Origin of the sequence: Paenibacillus sp. ALJ109b (genome assembly GCF_010747435.1) — a bacterium.
Classification (GTDB): Bacteria; Bacillota; Bacilli; order Paenibacillales; family Paenibacillaceae; genus Paenibacillus; species Paenibacillus taichungensis.
The window spans coordinates 37225-53901 of record NZ_JAAIFP010000025.1; the positions used below are offsets into that span (position 1 = coordinate 37225).

The 16677-nt window shown below is 48.2% G+C and carries 14 protein-coding genes; 3 read left to right on the top strand and 11 right to left on the bottom strand.

The annotated features are described in order from the left end of the window. Both G3352_RS22435 and G3352_RS22440 read right to left on the bottom strand, forming a co-directional pair. On the bottom strand, nt 1-1515 hold the full coding sequence (locus G3352_RS22435) for a UxaA family hydrolase (protein WP_163760055.1): 1515 nt from the start codon (nt 1513-1515) through the stop codon (nt 1-3). After that, nucleotides 1515-3029 carry a tagaturonate reductase gene (locus tag G3352_RS22440; protein WP_163760057.1) on the bottom strand — a complete coding sequence of 505 codons (1515 nt, stop codon included), beginning with the start codon at nt 3027-3029 and terminating at the stop codon, nt 1515-1517. The genes G3352_RS22435 and G3352_RS22440 overlap by 1 nt, the downstream gene beginning before the upstream one ends. 202 nt (nt 3030-3231) lie before the next feature. On the opposite strand from G3352_RS22440, the gene G3352_RS22445 reads away from it, so the two are divergent. The 3 genes from G3352_RS22445 (at nt 3232) to G3352_RS22455 (ending at nt 6933) form a co-directional block, all read left to right on the top strand. Beyond that, nucleotides 3232-4113: an AraC family transcriptional regulator gene (locus tag G3352_RS22445; protein WP_163760060.1), complete on the top strand. Its 882-nt coding sequence runs from the start codon at nt 3232-3234 to the stop codon at nt 4111-4113. A gap of 136 nt (nt 4114-4249) precedes the next feature. Continuing rightward, nucleotides 4250-6238 (top strand): GTP-binding protein, encoded by a 1989-nt coding sequence (locus G3352_RS22450; RefSeq protein WP_163760062.1) that lies wholly within the window; start codon nt 4250-4252, stop codon nt 6236-6238. Nucleotides 6239-6255: 17 nt separating this feature from the next. Further along, on the top strand, nt 6256-6933 hold the full coding sequence (locus G3352_RS22455; protein ID WP_064639115.1) for a tetratricopeptide repeat protein: 678 nt from the start codon (nt 6256-6258) through the stop codon (nt 6931-6933). Between the two features lie 170 nt (nt 6934-7103). On the opposite strand, the gene G3352_RS22460 is transcribed toward G3352_RS22455, so the two are convergent. The 9 genes from G3352_RS22460 to G3352_RS22500 all read right to left on the bottom strand — a co-directional run bounded on the left by G3352_RS22460 (nt 7104) and on the right by G3352_RS22500 (nt 16663). Beyond that, entirely contained in the window at nt 7104-8159 is a 1056-nt protein-coding gene (locus tag G3352_RS22460) for a phosphotransferase (protein ID WP_345940793.1), read from the bottom strand. A 121-nt stretch (nt 8160-8280) separates the two neighbouring features. Continuing rightward, a complete protein-coding gene (locus G3352_RS22465; RefSeq protein WP_163760068.1) occupies nt 8281-8907 on the bottom strand; it encodes a GDSL-type esterase/lipase family protein in 627 nt (208 codons plus the stop codon). 194 nt (nt 8908-9101) lie between these two features. After that, nucleotides 9102-12269: an efflux RND transporter permease subunit gene (locus G3352_RS22470; RefSeq protein WP_163760071.1), complete on the bottom strand. Its 3168-nt coding sequence runs from the start codon at nt 12267-12269 to the stop codon at nt 9102-9104. Continuing rightward, a complete protein-coding gene (locus tag G3352_RS22475) occupies nt 12266-12724 on the bottom strand; it encodes a MarR family winged helix-turn-helix transcriptional regulator (protein WP_163760074.1) in 459 nt (152 codons plus the stop codon). The genes G3352_RS22470 and G3352_RS22475 overlap by 4 nt, the downstream gene beginning before the upstream one ends. 219 nt (nt 12725-12943) lie before the next feature. Next, on the bottom strand, nt 12944-13381 hold the full coding sequence (locus G3352_RS22480) for a GNAT family N-acetyltransferase (RefSeq protein WP_163760077.1): 438 nt from the start codon (nt 13379-13381) through the stop codon (nt 12944-12946). A 63-nt stretch (nt 13382-13444) separates the two neighbouring features. Next, nucleotides 13445-14431, bottom strand: a complete 987-nt coding sequence (locus G3352_RS22485) for an N-acetylglucosamine kinase (RefSeq protein ID WP_163760080.1) — start codon at nt 14429-14431, stop codon at nt 13445-13447. A 122-nt stretch (nt 14432-14553) separates the two neighbouring features. Next, on the bottom strand, nt 14554-15267 hold the full coding sequence (locus G3352_RS22490) for a class I SAM-dependent methyltransferase (RefSeq protein WP_163760083.1): 714 nt from the start codon (nt 15265-15267) through the stop codon (nt 14554-14556). Between the two features lie 17 nt (nt 15268-15284). After that, on the bottom strand, nt 15285-15635 hold the full coding sequence (locus tag G3352_RS22495) for a C1 domain-containing protein (protein WP_163760086.1): 351 nt from the start codon (nt 15633-15635) through the stop codon (nt 15285-15287). 56 nt (nt 15636-15691) lie between these two features. Further along, nucleotides 15692-16663, bottom strand: a complete 972-nt coding sequence (locus tag G3352_RS22500; RefSeq protein ID WP_163760089.1) for an alpha/beta hydrolase — start codon at nt 16661-16663, stop codon at nt 15692-15694. Between the last annotated feature and the right edge of the window lie 14 nt (nt 16664-16677).

Here is a 16677-nt window from a genome sequence, read left to right on the forward strand (position 1 = left end):
TTACAGGATGACTCCATCCTTGAATATCGCAATTTCCCGAAATCCATGCTGCTCGCTGAGCGTCTGCGCACGTCCTGAAGCAATATCGATCAGTTGGCTGAATAGCTGCACTTTCACGTCCTCCATCGTCTTCCCTTCCAGCAGTTGACCAGCGTTAAAATCGATCCAGTGCTTTTTCCGATTTGCGAGGTCGGATTGGGTTGCAATTTTGACGGTAGGTACCGGGCCACCAAACGGCGTTCCGCGACCTGTCGTGAAAAGAACAATGTGCGCACCCGCAGCTGACAGTGCTGTAACAGACACGAGGTCATTCCCTGGAGCCTCCACAATGTTCAGGCCGGTTTGAGTGACACGTTTGCCGTAACGAAGTACATCAACTACGGAAGAACGTCCTCCCTTTTGCGTACATCCCAAAGACTTTTCTTCCAGCGTGGTAATCCCGCCTGCTTTATTCCCTGGTGAAGGATTTTCATATATATTTTGACCGTGGTTCACAAAGTATTGCTTGAAACCGTTCACCAAGTCTACCAAATCATCAAATACCTGCTCATTGATCGCCCGATTCATCAGAATGGTCTCTGCACCAAACATCTCGGGAACTTCGGTCAATATGGTTGTACCTCCGGCAGCAACCAGCATATCCGCAACGGAGCCTACGAGCGGGTTCGCCGTAATCCCGGACAGACCGTCCGAACCGCCGCACTTCAATCCAATTTTGAGCTTGCTCAAAGGTAGCGGCTGACGCTGTTCATGTTCGACGAGCTCCACGAGCTCTTCCATCAGACGCAGTCCTTCCTCAAGTTCGTCATCTGTTTCCTGTGCTTTGAGAAAACGGACTTTCCCCTGATATTCCGGTGCGATACATTCGCGGAACTGGTCTACCTGATTATTTTCGCAACCCAGACCAATGACCAGCACGCCGCCAGCATTCGGGTGTTCCACCAGGGAAGCCAATACCTGCTGCGTATATTTCAGGTCATCTCCAAGCTGCGAGCAGCCGAACGGGTGTGGGAAATGATATACGCCATCCACCCTGCTGCCGAACTGAGACTGGCCCATCCGAGCCAAAGCCTCACACACTTTATTAATGCAGCCGACCGTATTTACAATCCAGATTTCATTACGAATACCTGCTTCACCGTTAGGGCGCAGATACCCATCAAATGAACGCAGATGTTCAGGAGGCATGTCCGTCTGGACAAGTGGTCCCGGCTGATACTGGTATTCAAGTAAACCGTGAAGTCCTGTTTTCAGATTGTGACTATGAATCCAGCTCCCCTGTTCGATCTGTTCCTTGGCTATCCCAATGGAAAAACCATATTTCATCACATCCTCGCCCGGTGCGAGGGTATGCACAGCAATTTTATGGCCTTTGGGCACATCATCCCTTAATGTAAAAGCAGTGCTGTCTGGCAGGGTAATACTTTCCCCTTTTACATAATCCCGAAGAGCTATAATGACATCATCCTGCGGTTGAATCGCAATCCAGTCATTGACTGTACGTGTTGTGTTCATTAACTCTCACCTTCCAGCAAACCAATTTCGTGAACGAGTGCTTCGCGAAGCCCCTGTCGATCATCCAGATTCTCGCCCCAGATCGATACATCAGACAATACAGCAGCTACACTCTGCTCTAATTGCTGCTTATCCCTCTTCAGAGGATCATAACGATCCCAATGCTTGGCGAGTGCAGCCAGTACATCCGCATCATCCCGAAGCAGGACAGACTCACCGTTCAGCCGCTGTGCCATATAACCATCTGGCGTGTTCACTGGACGATACAGACACAATAATCCCGCAAATCCCTTTACGAGCCGTGCTGGCCAGGTTCCCTGATTTTGTTCATAGGCCAAAAGTGTAGGTAGCACACGAACTTTGAACTTTCCTACTGTATTTAATGCAATATCCTGCAGCTTGTGATTAATATACGGATTGAGGAAACGTTCAAACACTTCCCCTGCGTACTGATCCAGATGATGATCCGGCATATCCAGTGCAGGCACGATTTCCTGATGTACCGCTTCTCTGACCCATGAGCCAAACTGCGGGTCCTCCATCGTCTCTCTCACATGTTCCTTGCCTTGCAAAATGCCGAGCGAAGACATGAGGGTATGAGCACCATTCAGAATACGAACTTTGCGCAGTTGAAAAGGTTTCAAATCCTTCACCCAATGAACGTTGAGTCCCGCCTGTTTCAGGGGGAGTTTCTTATCCAGTGCTTCATCTGCCTGAATGGCCCAGAAATGATATGGCTCAGCCGTATTGACCAGTTGATCCTCGTATCCCCAGCGATTGGTCAGGGAATCAGCTTCTTCCGTAGTCGGTGCACCCGTGACAATCCGGTCAACCAGATTGTTCAGGAACAAGTTATGGTTCTCAATCCATGAACGAAAGCCTTCAGAATAACCAAAATCTTCACTATGCCGCAGCACACAACTGCGCAGTACATCCCCGTTGCCCTCAAGCAACTCACACGGCAGGTGAATCAATCCTCGGGATGGGTCCCCATCAAACCTCAGATAACGTTGATGCAAGAAGACCGTCAGTTTACCCGGAAATGATTGTACAGGTTCACCCTGCGTGTACTCTGAATGCGTATATTTCAATCCCGATTCGGTTGTATTGGAGATGACAAACTCCAGGGAGGGCAATTCCGCAAGTTTCAGAAAACCCTGCCATTCTTCGTATGGATTAATACACTGTGAAAAAATCGAGATCATTTCCGTACGTTCCACTGCTTTTCCCTGTGACAGCCCCCGGGTAATCATCGTGTATAATCCATCCTGATCACGAATTTGTTCCAGCTTTGCCTTTCCCCCAGGCCGAGGTTGGGTCACCGCAACACTGCCATGGAATTTGCCTTGTCTGGCACTCTCATGAAGCATCCAGTCTACAAACCCACGCAAAAAGTTGCCTTCCCCAATCTGTAGTACCTTTACGGGACGTTCCATCACTTCTTTGCACTTGCGCTGGTTATCACTTCCAAGCAGATTCAGCTTTAGCCTTGGTCTTTTCGTGCTCGCCGACATGAACACTCACCTCATCGTTTTATTTGTCAACATCAGATGTCCCGCTGCACGGCCACAGCCGCTTACACTTCCATTGAAAACGCTTTAAATTCATTGTATCATCAATAAAAGGAAATTTAATTGCTTATATTGCGGTAAATGTACTCTTTCATGATCAGATGTAACCACTTTTTTTTGTAGCTCTGTTTTGAAAGGAGATCGAATGGAACGTTCGCCCGTTCGTACAACCATTCAGGCGGAATGGGGGATTCCCTTTCGTCTGGTGTATGCAGATACCAAGTCCCCCCAGAACGAATTGCCGGATCATCTTCATGACTGGCATGAAATTATTTATGTATATCGGGGTCAGGGCACCATTTTCATTGATACTGGTCTTGAAGACATGCAGGAGGGCGATTTGTTTATCATTCCTGGCAGCACGGTACACCGCGCATTACCGGATGCCGGGAATCCGGTGACTTCGTCGGCCTTGTTCTTCAGTCCAGGATTACTGGCCTCCACAGCGGGAGGAAGTGCGTCAGCCATGCTCTCTCTATTTGAACGCTGCCGCAAACGCAGGGTGTACAAGAGGCATCTAGAAGCCAAGGAGCAAGCTCAGGTGGCTGCATTAATTGACGACATTCATGCAGAATTCCAGTTAGAACATCACTTGAGTGCCCACGCCGCTCTGCTGCGGTTGCAGCTCTTACTTATTTATCTGGAACGATTGGAGGCAGTTGGTCCTGCAAGTCCTGCCAGAAGTGTTCCTGGACCAAGCTGGCTCTCCTCTACGCTGAATCATATGGATGAAGAGCTGCGCAGTGGCCTTTCCTTGCCGGAACTGGCTCGGCAGGCAGCCGTATCCCCGGCCCACTTCAGCCGTGCGTTCAAAAGGTATACTGGCATGACGCTAACTGACTATGCATTGGCCCGCCGGGTTATTATGGCGAAAGAGCATCTGCTTCGAAGTGATGAGACGATGGCCGTTGTTGCCGATGCCTGCGGCTTTGAGAGCCTGCCCCATTTTTATCGACAATTCAAGAAACTGACGGGCACCACACCCGCTGCCTACCGTAAAACCATGAAGAATCAGGATCAAACGTGATTGTCACGACATCCTGAAATGTAGAGAATTGTCTGTGTGTAACATATTCTTCCATACTATTCGTGTGGTATGTTATAATACTGAATTACAATGTCGGAAACGATGCGTTTCTGCTGCCAGAGGAGCCTTACATCCCATGTTAAACGAATTGAATCGCAGAAATATCGGCATCTTCGCACACGTCGATGCAGGGAAAACAACAACGACAGAACATATGTTATTTCAAAGCGGTGTCGTACGTAGTCCAGGTCGCGTAGATGACGGAACTACAGCCACAGACTCTCTGGATATTGAAAAGGAACGAGGCATTTCCGTGCAGGCGGCTATGACCTCTTTGATCTGGAAAGATACGATTATTGATCTGATTGATACGCCGGGACATATCGATTTCAGCTCTGAGGTAGAGCGAGCCCTGCGTGTTATGGACGGAGCCGTACTGATTGTATCCGCCGTGGAAGGGGTCCAATCCCAAAGCGAGACCATCTGGCATGCTCTCCGCTCGCTTGGAATTCCTACCCTGATTTATATTAACAAAATGGATCGGGTTGGTGCCTCTGCTGAGACGGTTATCGATCAGATCCGCTCCAGCCTATCTCCCTTCGTATGCGAGATCCAATCCTTTCGTATGAATGAAGATGTATTTGAGGGCATTGACACCTTATGGAATGAGAGCCAAACGCAAGTGAAAGGTTCTTCTTCATCTATCTCTGGCCTCTTTGAATTACTTGCCGAACTCGACGAAGATCTGATGGAAGCCTACATTAATGGTGAAACGCTGCCTGCTGACCAGCTAGATGAAGCATTTCGCAAAAAGGTGCATCAGGGCGAAGTGTTCCCCATTTGTTATGGTGCTTCTGGCAAAGGGATCGGCGTAACGGAACTGCTGGATGCCATCATCGAATTTCTTCCTGCACCTGCACAGCCTCAAGAACCTTCAGTATCCGGGGTTGTATTCAAAATTGAACGGGATAAAACGATGGGCCGTACAGCCTATGTTCGCATGTATGGTGGCAGCGTGCATAATCGGGATACGATCTATAACTCCACTCGGAAGCTGGAAGAGAAAGTGACACAGATTCGCCGAATGGATGGTCGGAAATGGGCGGATACCGGTGCTGTTCATGCCGGACAGATCGCCGCACTGTACGGACTAAGCGAAACCCATGTTGGTGATATTATTGGCAGCCCCGAAGGTGTGCCTCCTGTACCCCAGCTGGCTGTTCCCTTGTTGACCGTGCAGGTCCATGGTAAAGACACGGCTCGTTATCCTGACCTTGTAGCGGCATTGCAAGAGCTGACGGATGAAGATCCCCTGCTCGATTTGCAATGGTTGCCTGAAGAACGGGAACTGCATCTTAAAGTCATGGGAACCATTCAGCTTGAGATTCTGTCCAGCCTGTTGATGAGTCGTTTCGGACTGGATATCGTATTTGACCCGCCGTCCGTCATCTATAAGGAAACCCCTCGTTCTTCCGGGGAAGGATTCATCGCATATACGATGCCCAAGCCCTGCTGGGCCATTCTTCGATTCAGCATTGAGCCTTTGCCACGTGGCAGCGGTCTGATCTACTCATCCACCGTCCGGACGGATCATCTCCTGCTCCGTTATCAGAATGAAGTAGAACGCCGTATTCCCGAAGCGCTATCTCAGGGATTGTTGGGGTGGGAAGTTACCGACCTGCGCATTACACTAATCGAAGGAGAGCACCATGTCTGGCATACCCATCCCCTGGATTTTGTAGTAGCAACGCCGATGGGAATTATGGATGGGTTGGCAAACACAGGTACAACCCTGCTGGAACCCATCCTGAATTTCCGGTTAACGGTTCCGGAGGAGTACGGCGGCAAAGCGCTTAGTGATCTGGTACATATGCGAGCAACCCTTGAAGCGCCGATCATCGGAGGCGGTCGATGCATCGTTGAAGGACGTATGCCTCTGGCAAGCTCCATGGATTATCCGGTGAAGCTGCGTTCAGAGACGAGCGGACGCGGGGTGCTCACGACTTCTTTTGCCGGGTACCAGGATTGTCCTTCGGATCAGACCCATACGCGGAAGCGCAGAGGAGTTAACCCGCTGGACCAATCCAAATATATTTTAAGTGTTCGAAATGCGATTACATCATAATTGGAGTTGACTTTGTCGTGCTGATTAAATTTCTAATCTTTGGCCTGCTGTGGCGGATTGTAGGCAATCCATTCTTGGCGGTTCTTATTTTCCTCATCATTTTGTATTTCCTGGATCGTCGCTATGTTGGGGTGATGCCAAGCTTCATGAAGCCACTTAAACGTATGCGTAACATCTCACGACTCCGGCAGCAGCTTGCCATGAGTCCGAATGAAGTCTCTTCCAAGCTGGATCTGGCCCGTCTGTTGATTGAACGCAAACGTTATAGCGAAGCTCATGCCTTGCTGCTGGAACTGGAGCGTCCTTATGAACAATCAGCCGAATATTGGGAGGCGCTGGGCACAACTGAACTCCATCTGGGCCAAACAGAAGAAGGCGAGCGTCATATTTTGCAGGCACTGGATATTAATCCAAGAGTGAAATATGGACGTCCTTATCTGACACTTGCAGGTGCATTCAAGGATACCCACCGGGACAAAGCGCTGGCATACGTTCAGCAATTCCAGGAGATTCATTCCTCATCCAGTGAAGCGTATTATCTGCTCGGCTCGGTGTACCGCTCTCTTGGACGTACTGCTGATGCAAAACAAGCCTATGAACAATCACTGAACGTGTATCGCTCCCTGCCAAAATATAAGAAGCGCCAGGAGCGTCGCTGGGCTGTACGCAGCTGGTTCCGCAAGCGTGGACTGTAAGGCTGCTTGATTACGTTAGATTGAGCATTGGATTCGACGTCGTGAATTCGAAATGTACGCATCCATCCCATTCATTCGTGATAATAAATTTCACCAAATAAAAAGAGCACTGATTCTTGCCTCAAGGCTTAAATCAGTGCTCTTTTGTTATACATCTGCAAGTTGCAGAGCTAGACCAGCAGCTCGCGCAGCCGTTCCTCATTACCTTTCATCCAGTCTATCCGTTCTCTAAGCTTCCTGATTTGCTGCACAGCCACTTCAGGCTCATCTGTACCTTCGAACAAGCGACTGATAAAATGCATGACCACATCCAGACTTCGAAGCAAAATAAGAGCTGGAATCATGCTCAGCTCCTCTGGCTCCAGACTGACCTGTTGCCTGAATCCCTGAATCAGTCCCTCCAAAGCCTCCCACATCCATGACTGCTCCTTGTCCATCGTCAGAAGGTCAGACATGGGCACAGCAAGCTCCATTACCCGCAGATCCCATGTGGCGAATTCAAAATCCAAAATGGCACATATGATTTCCCGAGAGTCTGCCAATACATTGGATGCATTCAAATCCCCATGGACCAGTTGATGTGGCAAAAGCTCCAAACCTCGCAGCGTATTGAATAAGTCTGGCAATACAACCTTCAGCTTCTGCAGGTCATCCGCACATGCCATCAGCGTACCCAGGGGTGAGGTGCATAGTTGCAATAATTTCTCCGGTGAACAAAGCGGGTAAGCCTCCTGAATCTGATAATAGGGCGGGTAAACGGGAGCCAGGGATATGGGAAGGCGCGCCATAACGGAAGATAACATGCCCGCCGCCCTGCCCAGTCCGCTCAGCTGCTCTGGTGTATTCCACACGGGATTATGGCCCTCACGATAATGGAACAACGTCACGATTTTGCTCCTTCCAGACGAGCGATCCTGCACAGTAAGAAATGTTGCATGCTTATCATCAGGAAGGCTAACGGGCGCAGGCACATCAAGCTCAAACTCTGAACGTGACAAGGCAGACAGCACCTCGTGTTCAAAAGCAATTTTCATTCGATCATTATGCGTTTCATACTGCCTCAGCACGTAACATTCTTGGCCCATCTCTATCATAAAGGTAGAGTTGTTCATGCCTCCCCTTCCGCGCTGAGCTTTCCAGTCGGACGTGAAGCCATATGAGGATAAAACGGTGGATATGAGCTGCTGTTCTGAATCATTTAGGGAATCTGAATCGATGATGTGCACCAAAAATAACTCCTTTACCTCACATAATACAACCTCTATATGTCCTCATCTTAACGGAAGTATTTCTTTCGGTCTAGTCAGCTCCGAGTGAATAGTCATTCTAAGCTTCACTACCTGCTGATCAGGCAAATGGATAGTACCCTGTACGATTCAGCTGTTCTGCAATCACGCGATAGCCTTTTGCATTTGGATGAACCCTGTCCCAAAATAACAGTTCACGTTCACGCCCTTCAAACCGGTCATAGACCTGAGCACAGGCATAGTTCCCCGATCCTGCACTATTCAGAAAGGAATTATACTGCCGCACCCAATATGCAGCTTCCGCCGCTTGTGGATACGGGTTGTACAACCCAATCGTACGGACCATATATACACTATTTCCTTTCAACTGCCGGATGTGCCTCATAATCTGGGACACGTTACTGCGAGTATCCCCAAGCACCTGTGTCATCTTACTTGAATTCGGGATCCCGCCACTTGCTTTGAATGTACGAATCAGATCGTTCCCACCAATCGACAACGTAATAATATCCGCCTCACGCAGCGATTGGCGTACTCTTGGATTGTTGGATATCATCTGCAGCATTTCCCCTGACGTAAGTCCATTCACTCCCAAATTATCCATCGATACAAACGTACGCACATTCGTTTCTGCCATTCTCCGATATAAAGGAACAAAGCCGGTGCCCAGCAGCGCTCCTGTACCTACCGTTAATGAATCTCCTATAGCCACATATCGATATACCATCCCGCCGCCCCTCTCTGCTGTGTTATAAACTTACTCCATATACAATTCCTATATATCGTATGAGAGGAACGGAGACAAGGCGCGGGATGGTGTCCGTAGGCATACACATTTATTTGTCCGTTTCATAAATGGATGCACTAAACCATACAGAAAACCCCGCCGGGGATCCAGCGGGGTTTTCATATATCATTACATTACATGCCTATATTACGATCTGAATCTACGGAATCTGCCTGTTCTTTGTTCGGGAATGGCCACCAGTTGGCACGGCCAAACATTTTCACCATTACAGGAACGAAGAATGGCAGGAACAGCAGAGAATACAAGATCAGTCCGCTGAGTACAACCGTCGCAATCTGCATCATCGAAAGAACTCCCGATGGATACATTGCGGCAAAGGTACCACTCAGAATGACGGCTGCAGACAGAATGACCGTACCCATGTTTTTCATGGCATATAGTATGGCATCATGGACTCTCATACCTTTGTTCTCATTGAAACGATCCATCAGGAAGATGCTGTAATCCACACCCAGTGCAATCAGCATGACAAAGCCGAAGAACGGCGTAACCCAACTGATACCCGAGAACCCAAGTATATTCACAAAGATCGCTTCAGTCAGGGCCATCGATGTGAAATACGCCAGCAGCAACGAGACAATCAGATACAGCGGCATAATAACTGAACGGAGCAGCAGGACCAGAATGATAAACGTTCCTGCAAGCATCAGCATAACTGTGCGTGTGTAATCGTTGTTGGAGACTTCCTGCAGATCTGCAAATGTACTGGTTACCCCGCCAATTGCAATATCCGCTTTTTCAAGTGCACTACCCTGTACGGCACGATGTACCGCAGCTTCAATATCCGGAACACGATCAATCGCTTCTGTTCCATATGGATTCTCGGCAAAAATAACGTCAATCGTCATCGTTTTCCGATCCTTGGACAGATACGTATCGAATACCTGTGTGAAGTCTTTACTATTCAGTGCTTCTTCAGGAACATACCAGCCTGCCAGATCAGAATCAGGAGAGCTTTGCAATTGTGTCAGGTAGTCCTGTGCTGAATCGAGTCCACCTGAAACCTGTTCGATTCCATCCACACTCTGATTAAGACCATCTGTCAATTGAGTCAGTTGACCACTCAGATCCGAGAAGCCTTGCTGAATTTTCTCTTGACCGCCCTGAAGCTGACCAAGTCCTTTCTGAATTGAAGGAATTTCACTAATCACTTTACCTTGACCGTCAGCGGCCTGTTTAAGACCGGATTGCAACTGACTGATTCCCGTCACAATCTGACCCAGACCATCTGCAAGTGCCTTCTGTCCGGAAGCTGCGGAGGCAAAGCCTTCGTTAGCCTGATTGATTCCAGCTGCGGCTTCGCCCAGCTTGGTTTGAATTCGACCCAAACCTTGAGCAAGCTGTGCGGTGCCGGTACCTGTTTCACCAAGGGTTCCTTTGACCCGCTGATAATCGGCGTCTTGCAGCAAATCAGGATAACGCTCTTCAAGCGCTGTGAACGATTCATTCAAGCTGGTCAACGCTGTAGATACACCTTTGAGTTGTGATTGCAGTTCACCTACACCATCACCCAGCGCTGCGACACCTGCTCCTGCCTGACGATAGGCTTGAAGCAGCTGATTGTTGGCCTGTGCAAGTTGATCTGCACTCGTTTTGGCTTTCTGCAGACCTGCTTTTAGATCACCGGCGCCCGAGGAGCTGTCACGAATTCCTTTTTCAATCTGCTGAAGTCCTTCCGACAACTGTGTAATACCAGACTGCAGTTGGGAAGTACCTTTGGTCAGTTCTCCAGCTCCATCCGCAGCTTCTTTAAGTTGTGGTTCATTTTTGCTTAACTGACTGCTGGCTTCGCTCAGACCATCACGGATTTTATCCAGACCCGTTTTGCCTTCGCCCAAACCATCAGACAATGTCCCTACTTGTTGTGTCACTTCAAAATCTTTGATCTCATCACCGGTTGGACGTGTCATACTGCGGACACCAGAGATCCCCGGCACCTTCTCCACTTCCCGGCTGATTTTTTCGGCGAGCGCCATGTACTTGGCGTTATCCATAGCTTCATCATTCTGGATAACGACCTGACCCGGCAAGGATTCACCAGGACCGAAGCTGTCCGAAATGATATTGAATGCTTTGACCGAATCATATTTCTCACCAATCTCATCGAGACTGTTAAACGACAGTTTACCGTCATAAGTTGCCAGCAATGGCACACATACCGCTGCAACGATGAGCAGGGCTGCCCATGGACGTTTTAGGGAGAAACGACCGGCTGCACCATAAATCTTGCTCTCGGCATGCTCCAGTGAACCTTTGGAAGGCCAGAACAGCCTTTTTCCCAACACTGCCATGAAAAATGGAACAATCGTGACTAATGCCAGCATCATCACGGCAATACCGACAGCAACTGCTACCGCGGAACGATACAACATAAACTGTGCAAAACCAATGGCAATGAATCCAACCAGCACGGCGAGTGCGGAGAAGAATACCGTTTTGCCTGCTGTGCGGTAAGTAGCAATAATAGCATCCCACGTATTTTCATGATGAGCCAATTCTTCCTTGAACCGGCTAATCAACAGGATACAATAGTCCGTACCGATCCCGAACATGACTGCCACCATAAAGATTTGCGTAAACGTCGATATAGGGAAGTCTAGACCGTCTACAAGAAACGCAACAATCTGCTGTGAAACAATGTAGCTGATCCCCACTGTAAGCAGTGGAACAAATGGAGCGACAAAAGAGCGGAATACAAGGAACAGGATGAGCAAAATAAATACTACAGTAATGTACTCCGATTTTTTGAGTCCTTCTTGGGAACTTTCCACCGTATCTTCATCAATCAAACCTTTACCGGTTATGTAATGTTCCACATTGACCGATGACAAAGCTTCATTGAGGTCTTCGCGCATTTCCTTGACTGTACGGTCTCCCTGATCAATGGAAAGCGACGTTAAGATCGTCTTGCCATTCTCAGAGATCATTTTGTCAGATAATTCAGGCTGAGAGAATGGTTCCAGTATGGACAGAATGCCCAGTTTCTCTTTTTCAGCCTCCAGTTTCTTAACAGCCTGTTCTGCTTCTTCTTTACCCTCGGCACCCAAACCATCCGGGTTATAAAATACAAGAGCCAACTGGCTACCCTGCTGCTCACCCTTTTGTGCTGCGGCTTCATCCAGAATCGCCGCTGCCTGGGTGGAAGAGTGCCCTTCAGGAACCGAAAATTGTCCTTTTTCCCGAATCAATTCACTCATATTAGGGGCGGTGAACATTAATACAGCAGCCACAACAACCCATAGCCCCATCAGCCACCATCGCGCTTTCAAAATCGTTCTCATTCGTTCTCCTGTCCTCCTTCATGCGTTAGCAGAGCTGCCAGCTTCTCAAAAGATTCAATGAAATTCTGAACCTCTTCCGGTTTGAAATGGACCAAATATGGCTCCAGAAGCTGCTGTATTTCCTGTTCCGTTTCCTTGTATACTTCCCGTCCATTGTCCGTCAGGGTCAAATACACAACTCTGCGGTCGCGTTCATCCCCGGCCCGATGGACCAAATCCCGGTCCACCAGCTTGTTGACCAGAGCAGTGATACTGCTCTTGCCCACACACAGAAGTTCTGCCAGATCAGAAGGCGTACATAACGGTTTCTCCTCGATCATACGAAGTGCACAGAACTGATCTGTGGTAATGGTTTGCCCCAAGCGTTCACGTATCTGGGTATCAAACCGTTTGGTTACCAGGAAAGAAGCATCCAAATAGCGGTTAACCAAACTTCTAGCATCCGGTGTGTTCATTCTTCATTCTCCTTCCCTCAAAATATAGTTCACTTGTAGAACTATTCTCCAATGAAACTATTCTATAATGAAACTATATTGCAAAGCAATACGTTTTTCCTATTTTTTTTTAACAAACGACAAAAAAAACAGGACGTCCGACTCAGCTTATTCGCCAAATCCAACATCCTGTTATAATTATGCTCTATTTCCGTTGCACAGTAGTAAACCGGATCAAAACTATTGTTCGTCTTGCTCCTCGTCTTTTTCCAGCACACAGCGGAATCGCTCCACACCCGGATACAGCTCACCCAGGCTGTACACTACGAATCCCGTATTTCGATAAAACTCTACCGCTTCCACATCGGTCTCTGCGATCAGTCTATCCGGGTTATATTGGGCCAGCACCTGTGAAATCATGCCACGACCATAATTTTTAAAACGGTTCTCAGGCAAGACTGCAATGTGATGAATAGTGATCTCACTCGTTCCTGTACTTTCATATCCAATCAGACCGATCAGCTGACCTTCGTCTTCATAACCGTCCAAATGCAGATCTTCCTTATCAACATACTGTTGTAACGCACGATTCAGGTGATCCGGATCGGGAAAGACCGAGTAGGACAACAGCTCCTGTACTTCCGGATCCTGTATGCGTGATTTCAATTGAATTAACACCCTGATTCCTCCTATAACTTGCTTGATTCCGTTATCGTATTGTAGTCGTTAGCCTTTAAAAGTTCAAGTCGTATGCCGTTTCAGCTCCGATTGGAGATCAGACGTGATACCTTCAGGCACCTGAATTCCTGCCAAATGATATGCATCCAGCAGCGCACCTCCGACTGCCGGCACATGGCTGGTAATGTAATGAATCTGTTGTCCACCCGGTTTATAGGCTGCATCCAGCCCCTTTCGAACGGCCTCCACCATATAAGATGTACTCAGACAACTTCCTGTAAGCGTCATGCACACCTGCTGATCTTCAAAACATGATGCAAGCATTAGAATACCCACAACGGCCGTATCCGCTGCCGAATCACATACTCTGACCGCAAGCGGAATATTTTCGGCTGCTGCTTCGGTAACCAAAGGAGCCATTTGACCAAATATCCGATTGATGGCCTGTCTATTTTCAGCAAAACCTGACACGCCCAATGCAGCAAGCTCCGGAACCGAAGTTACATTCCAATAGGCTAATATCTGTTCGATCCAGGGTTGATCCTGCGGACCATAACGTCCCGCAAGGATGGAATGCACCGTGTCATAAGCCAAAAAGCGAGCTGCTGTTGGCGCATAGTGGCCGAACTGGTCATTGCGGAGCCAGGTCCCTTGTTCCGTTTTACCCAGAATCAGAGAGCCTGTGCCTCCAATAGCTACAATGCCCGGCTCACCAACAAAAGCTGCCGTATGTGCAATATGCGTGTCATTTACTGCGCTGATTCTGCCTAATATACCGGTTTGGGCGAGTAACGCTTCAGCCCAGACTGTATCTTCAGGCCGATCCAGGCCTGCCATCCCCGCCTGAATGGAAGCAATCTGATTCACTTCTAACCCAGCTCCGCGAATGGCTTCGGCAATGCCCTCCAATACATTCTGCTCTGCATTGGCATCATGATAGCGGTTGCAACCGCCTTTTTGCACATAAGTCAAAACCTTTCCGTTCTCATCGGCCAATGCCACACGTGTATGGCTTCCCCCGCCATCCATCCCAATCACATATGTACTCATTCTGATCCCCCATGTTCTGGTGTGATGATGTCCCCTGTCACATGATGCTTCTTGTGATGTTCCTATTAAGCTACCGAGTAATACGAACTGCCGGGATCTTACTACGCGATCCCGGCAGGCTGCTACTGCTTCTGTGCAGCGAAACGAAGCAGTTCACAACGGAACTGTGTCGGTTCATCATACTTTTCCTCTTCGATCGTCTGTGTTACATGTTCCTGGAGAAGAATATTCCAATCCGTATAAGCCTTCTCCAGTAATGCGATAGCCTCCGCTGTGGGCAGATTCAATTCAATCAACGGCTCAATCTCCCGTCCTGTGTTGATTTCCTTTTCATCTACACTTGTACTCATCGTGATACAATGAATGCCGCCTGTACGGGTTCCCGCTTGCAAACGTTCAATAGCTTCCACTAAAGCTTGTTTATTTGAAACATGTTCCAGACAAGAGCAAGCCGCAATAAAATCAAAATGATCCGGCTCGATAGCGTAATGCTCAACATCTGCTTTCTCTGCTTGCACGATATGATCAACCTGATATTCTTTCGCATATTTGCGAAGTCCATCTACAGCCTCATCCAGCAAATCCACCCCGATAACTTCACTGTTTGTTTGCCCGAGACGCTGTGCAATAGGAATCGTATGTCTGCCTACACCACATCCCAAATCGAGAACTCGCAGTTCCGTCTTATGGGCAAGGAGACGCTCCAGCATATCCATAACCATAGGCATGGGCCTCGCCATCCAGGTACCGGACGCGAATAATTCATTATTCTGATAGAAGTTAGAATGGTAACCTGCCTCTGCTTTCCGTGCAGCCTCAAATTGTTCATTTGCCATAAAAGCACCTCCATAGATTAGATATTAATCGTCAATGTCCCCGAACCTGCGAACAGAATAATGGTGAGAATTACCATCACTACAAATGCCCCAGTTACGAGTAATTTACCTGTATCCTGCTTATACGTATTGTCATTAAATAACATCACGCCGCCGATGGTCATGGCTACCGGAGGAAGAAACAGTGTCATCAGAACAAGCAACACAATTGAATATCGATCCAATATAAATTCATCATTTTCAATCATGTACGGTTGTTCAGGCTGAACCGTCTTGGTAGTAACCAGATTGCCGCAAGATTTGCATTTGAACTCATTCTCTGCCATTTTTTCATGACAATATGAACAAACTCTAGGTGTATATGGCATCTCGCACCTCCCCTTAAGGACATCTTCTACTTAATACCCAGGTTGCTTTATTGGAATCAGATCAATGATGATACTGCAGAAGAATTCGATAGGTTCTTTGTCAAAAAGGATTCCAGTACCTCCTCGTATCGGGGACGATCCACTTGAAACGCTGTTCCATGACCCGCACGGGGGATAGTCAACAGTTCTTTTTCTGTCGGACAAGCTTCATATAGTCTGTAAACCATTTCCGTCGGAACAAACGTATCTGCCTCACCATGAATAAAAAGAACAGGAACTTGAACTTTCGTGAGTTGATTTAGTGCCGATGCCTCCCCAAAGAAGTAGCCTGCCTTCCATTTAGAGATAAGACTGGTAACGGGTATAAACGGAAATGCGGGCAACTTGTATAGCTGCTTGAGCTGGAAGGTCAGTTCATCCTTCACTGAGGTATACGCACAATCCGTTACGATGGCCTTCACCTGATCAGGGAGAGCTTCACCACCTGTCATCAATACAGTAGCGCCTCCCATCGAAATTCCATGCAAGATGATCTCCGTCTCTGTGCCGACCTTGCCCAGAACCCAATGGACCCATTGAACATAATCTCTACGGTCCAGCCAGCCGAACCCGATGATATTGCCTTCACTTTGGCCATGACCGCGATCATCCGGCATCAGGACGTTGTAGCCCCGCTTTTCAGCATAAAAGCGCGCAAAACCGGCCATCTCTCTGCCTTTTCCCGAATAACCATGAGCCAGGATAACTGTTGGTTGCTGCGATCCCCTGTGGGAAGGAAGCCATGTTCCATGCAGCTTTAATCCGTCATGGGATTCAACATATATATCTTCGGTTGTCTGCGTATCAAGCCACGTCAAGTCAGACGCACTGCTGATTATTTCGTTATCCGGTTCGGGCATCAGATTCGGATTGTCAACCAGAAATGATTTTGGAGCACGCCGAATGGCGGTTTTGAAGAAGTAAAGTCCACCTAACCATAGTAAGGCAAGAACGATCAGCACCAGAACCGCAAGGCTGTATAATAACATGAAAATTCCCCTCT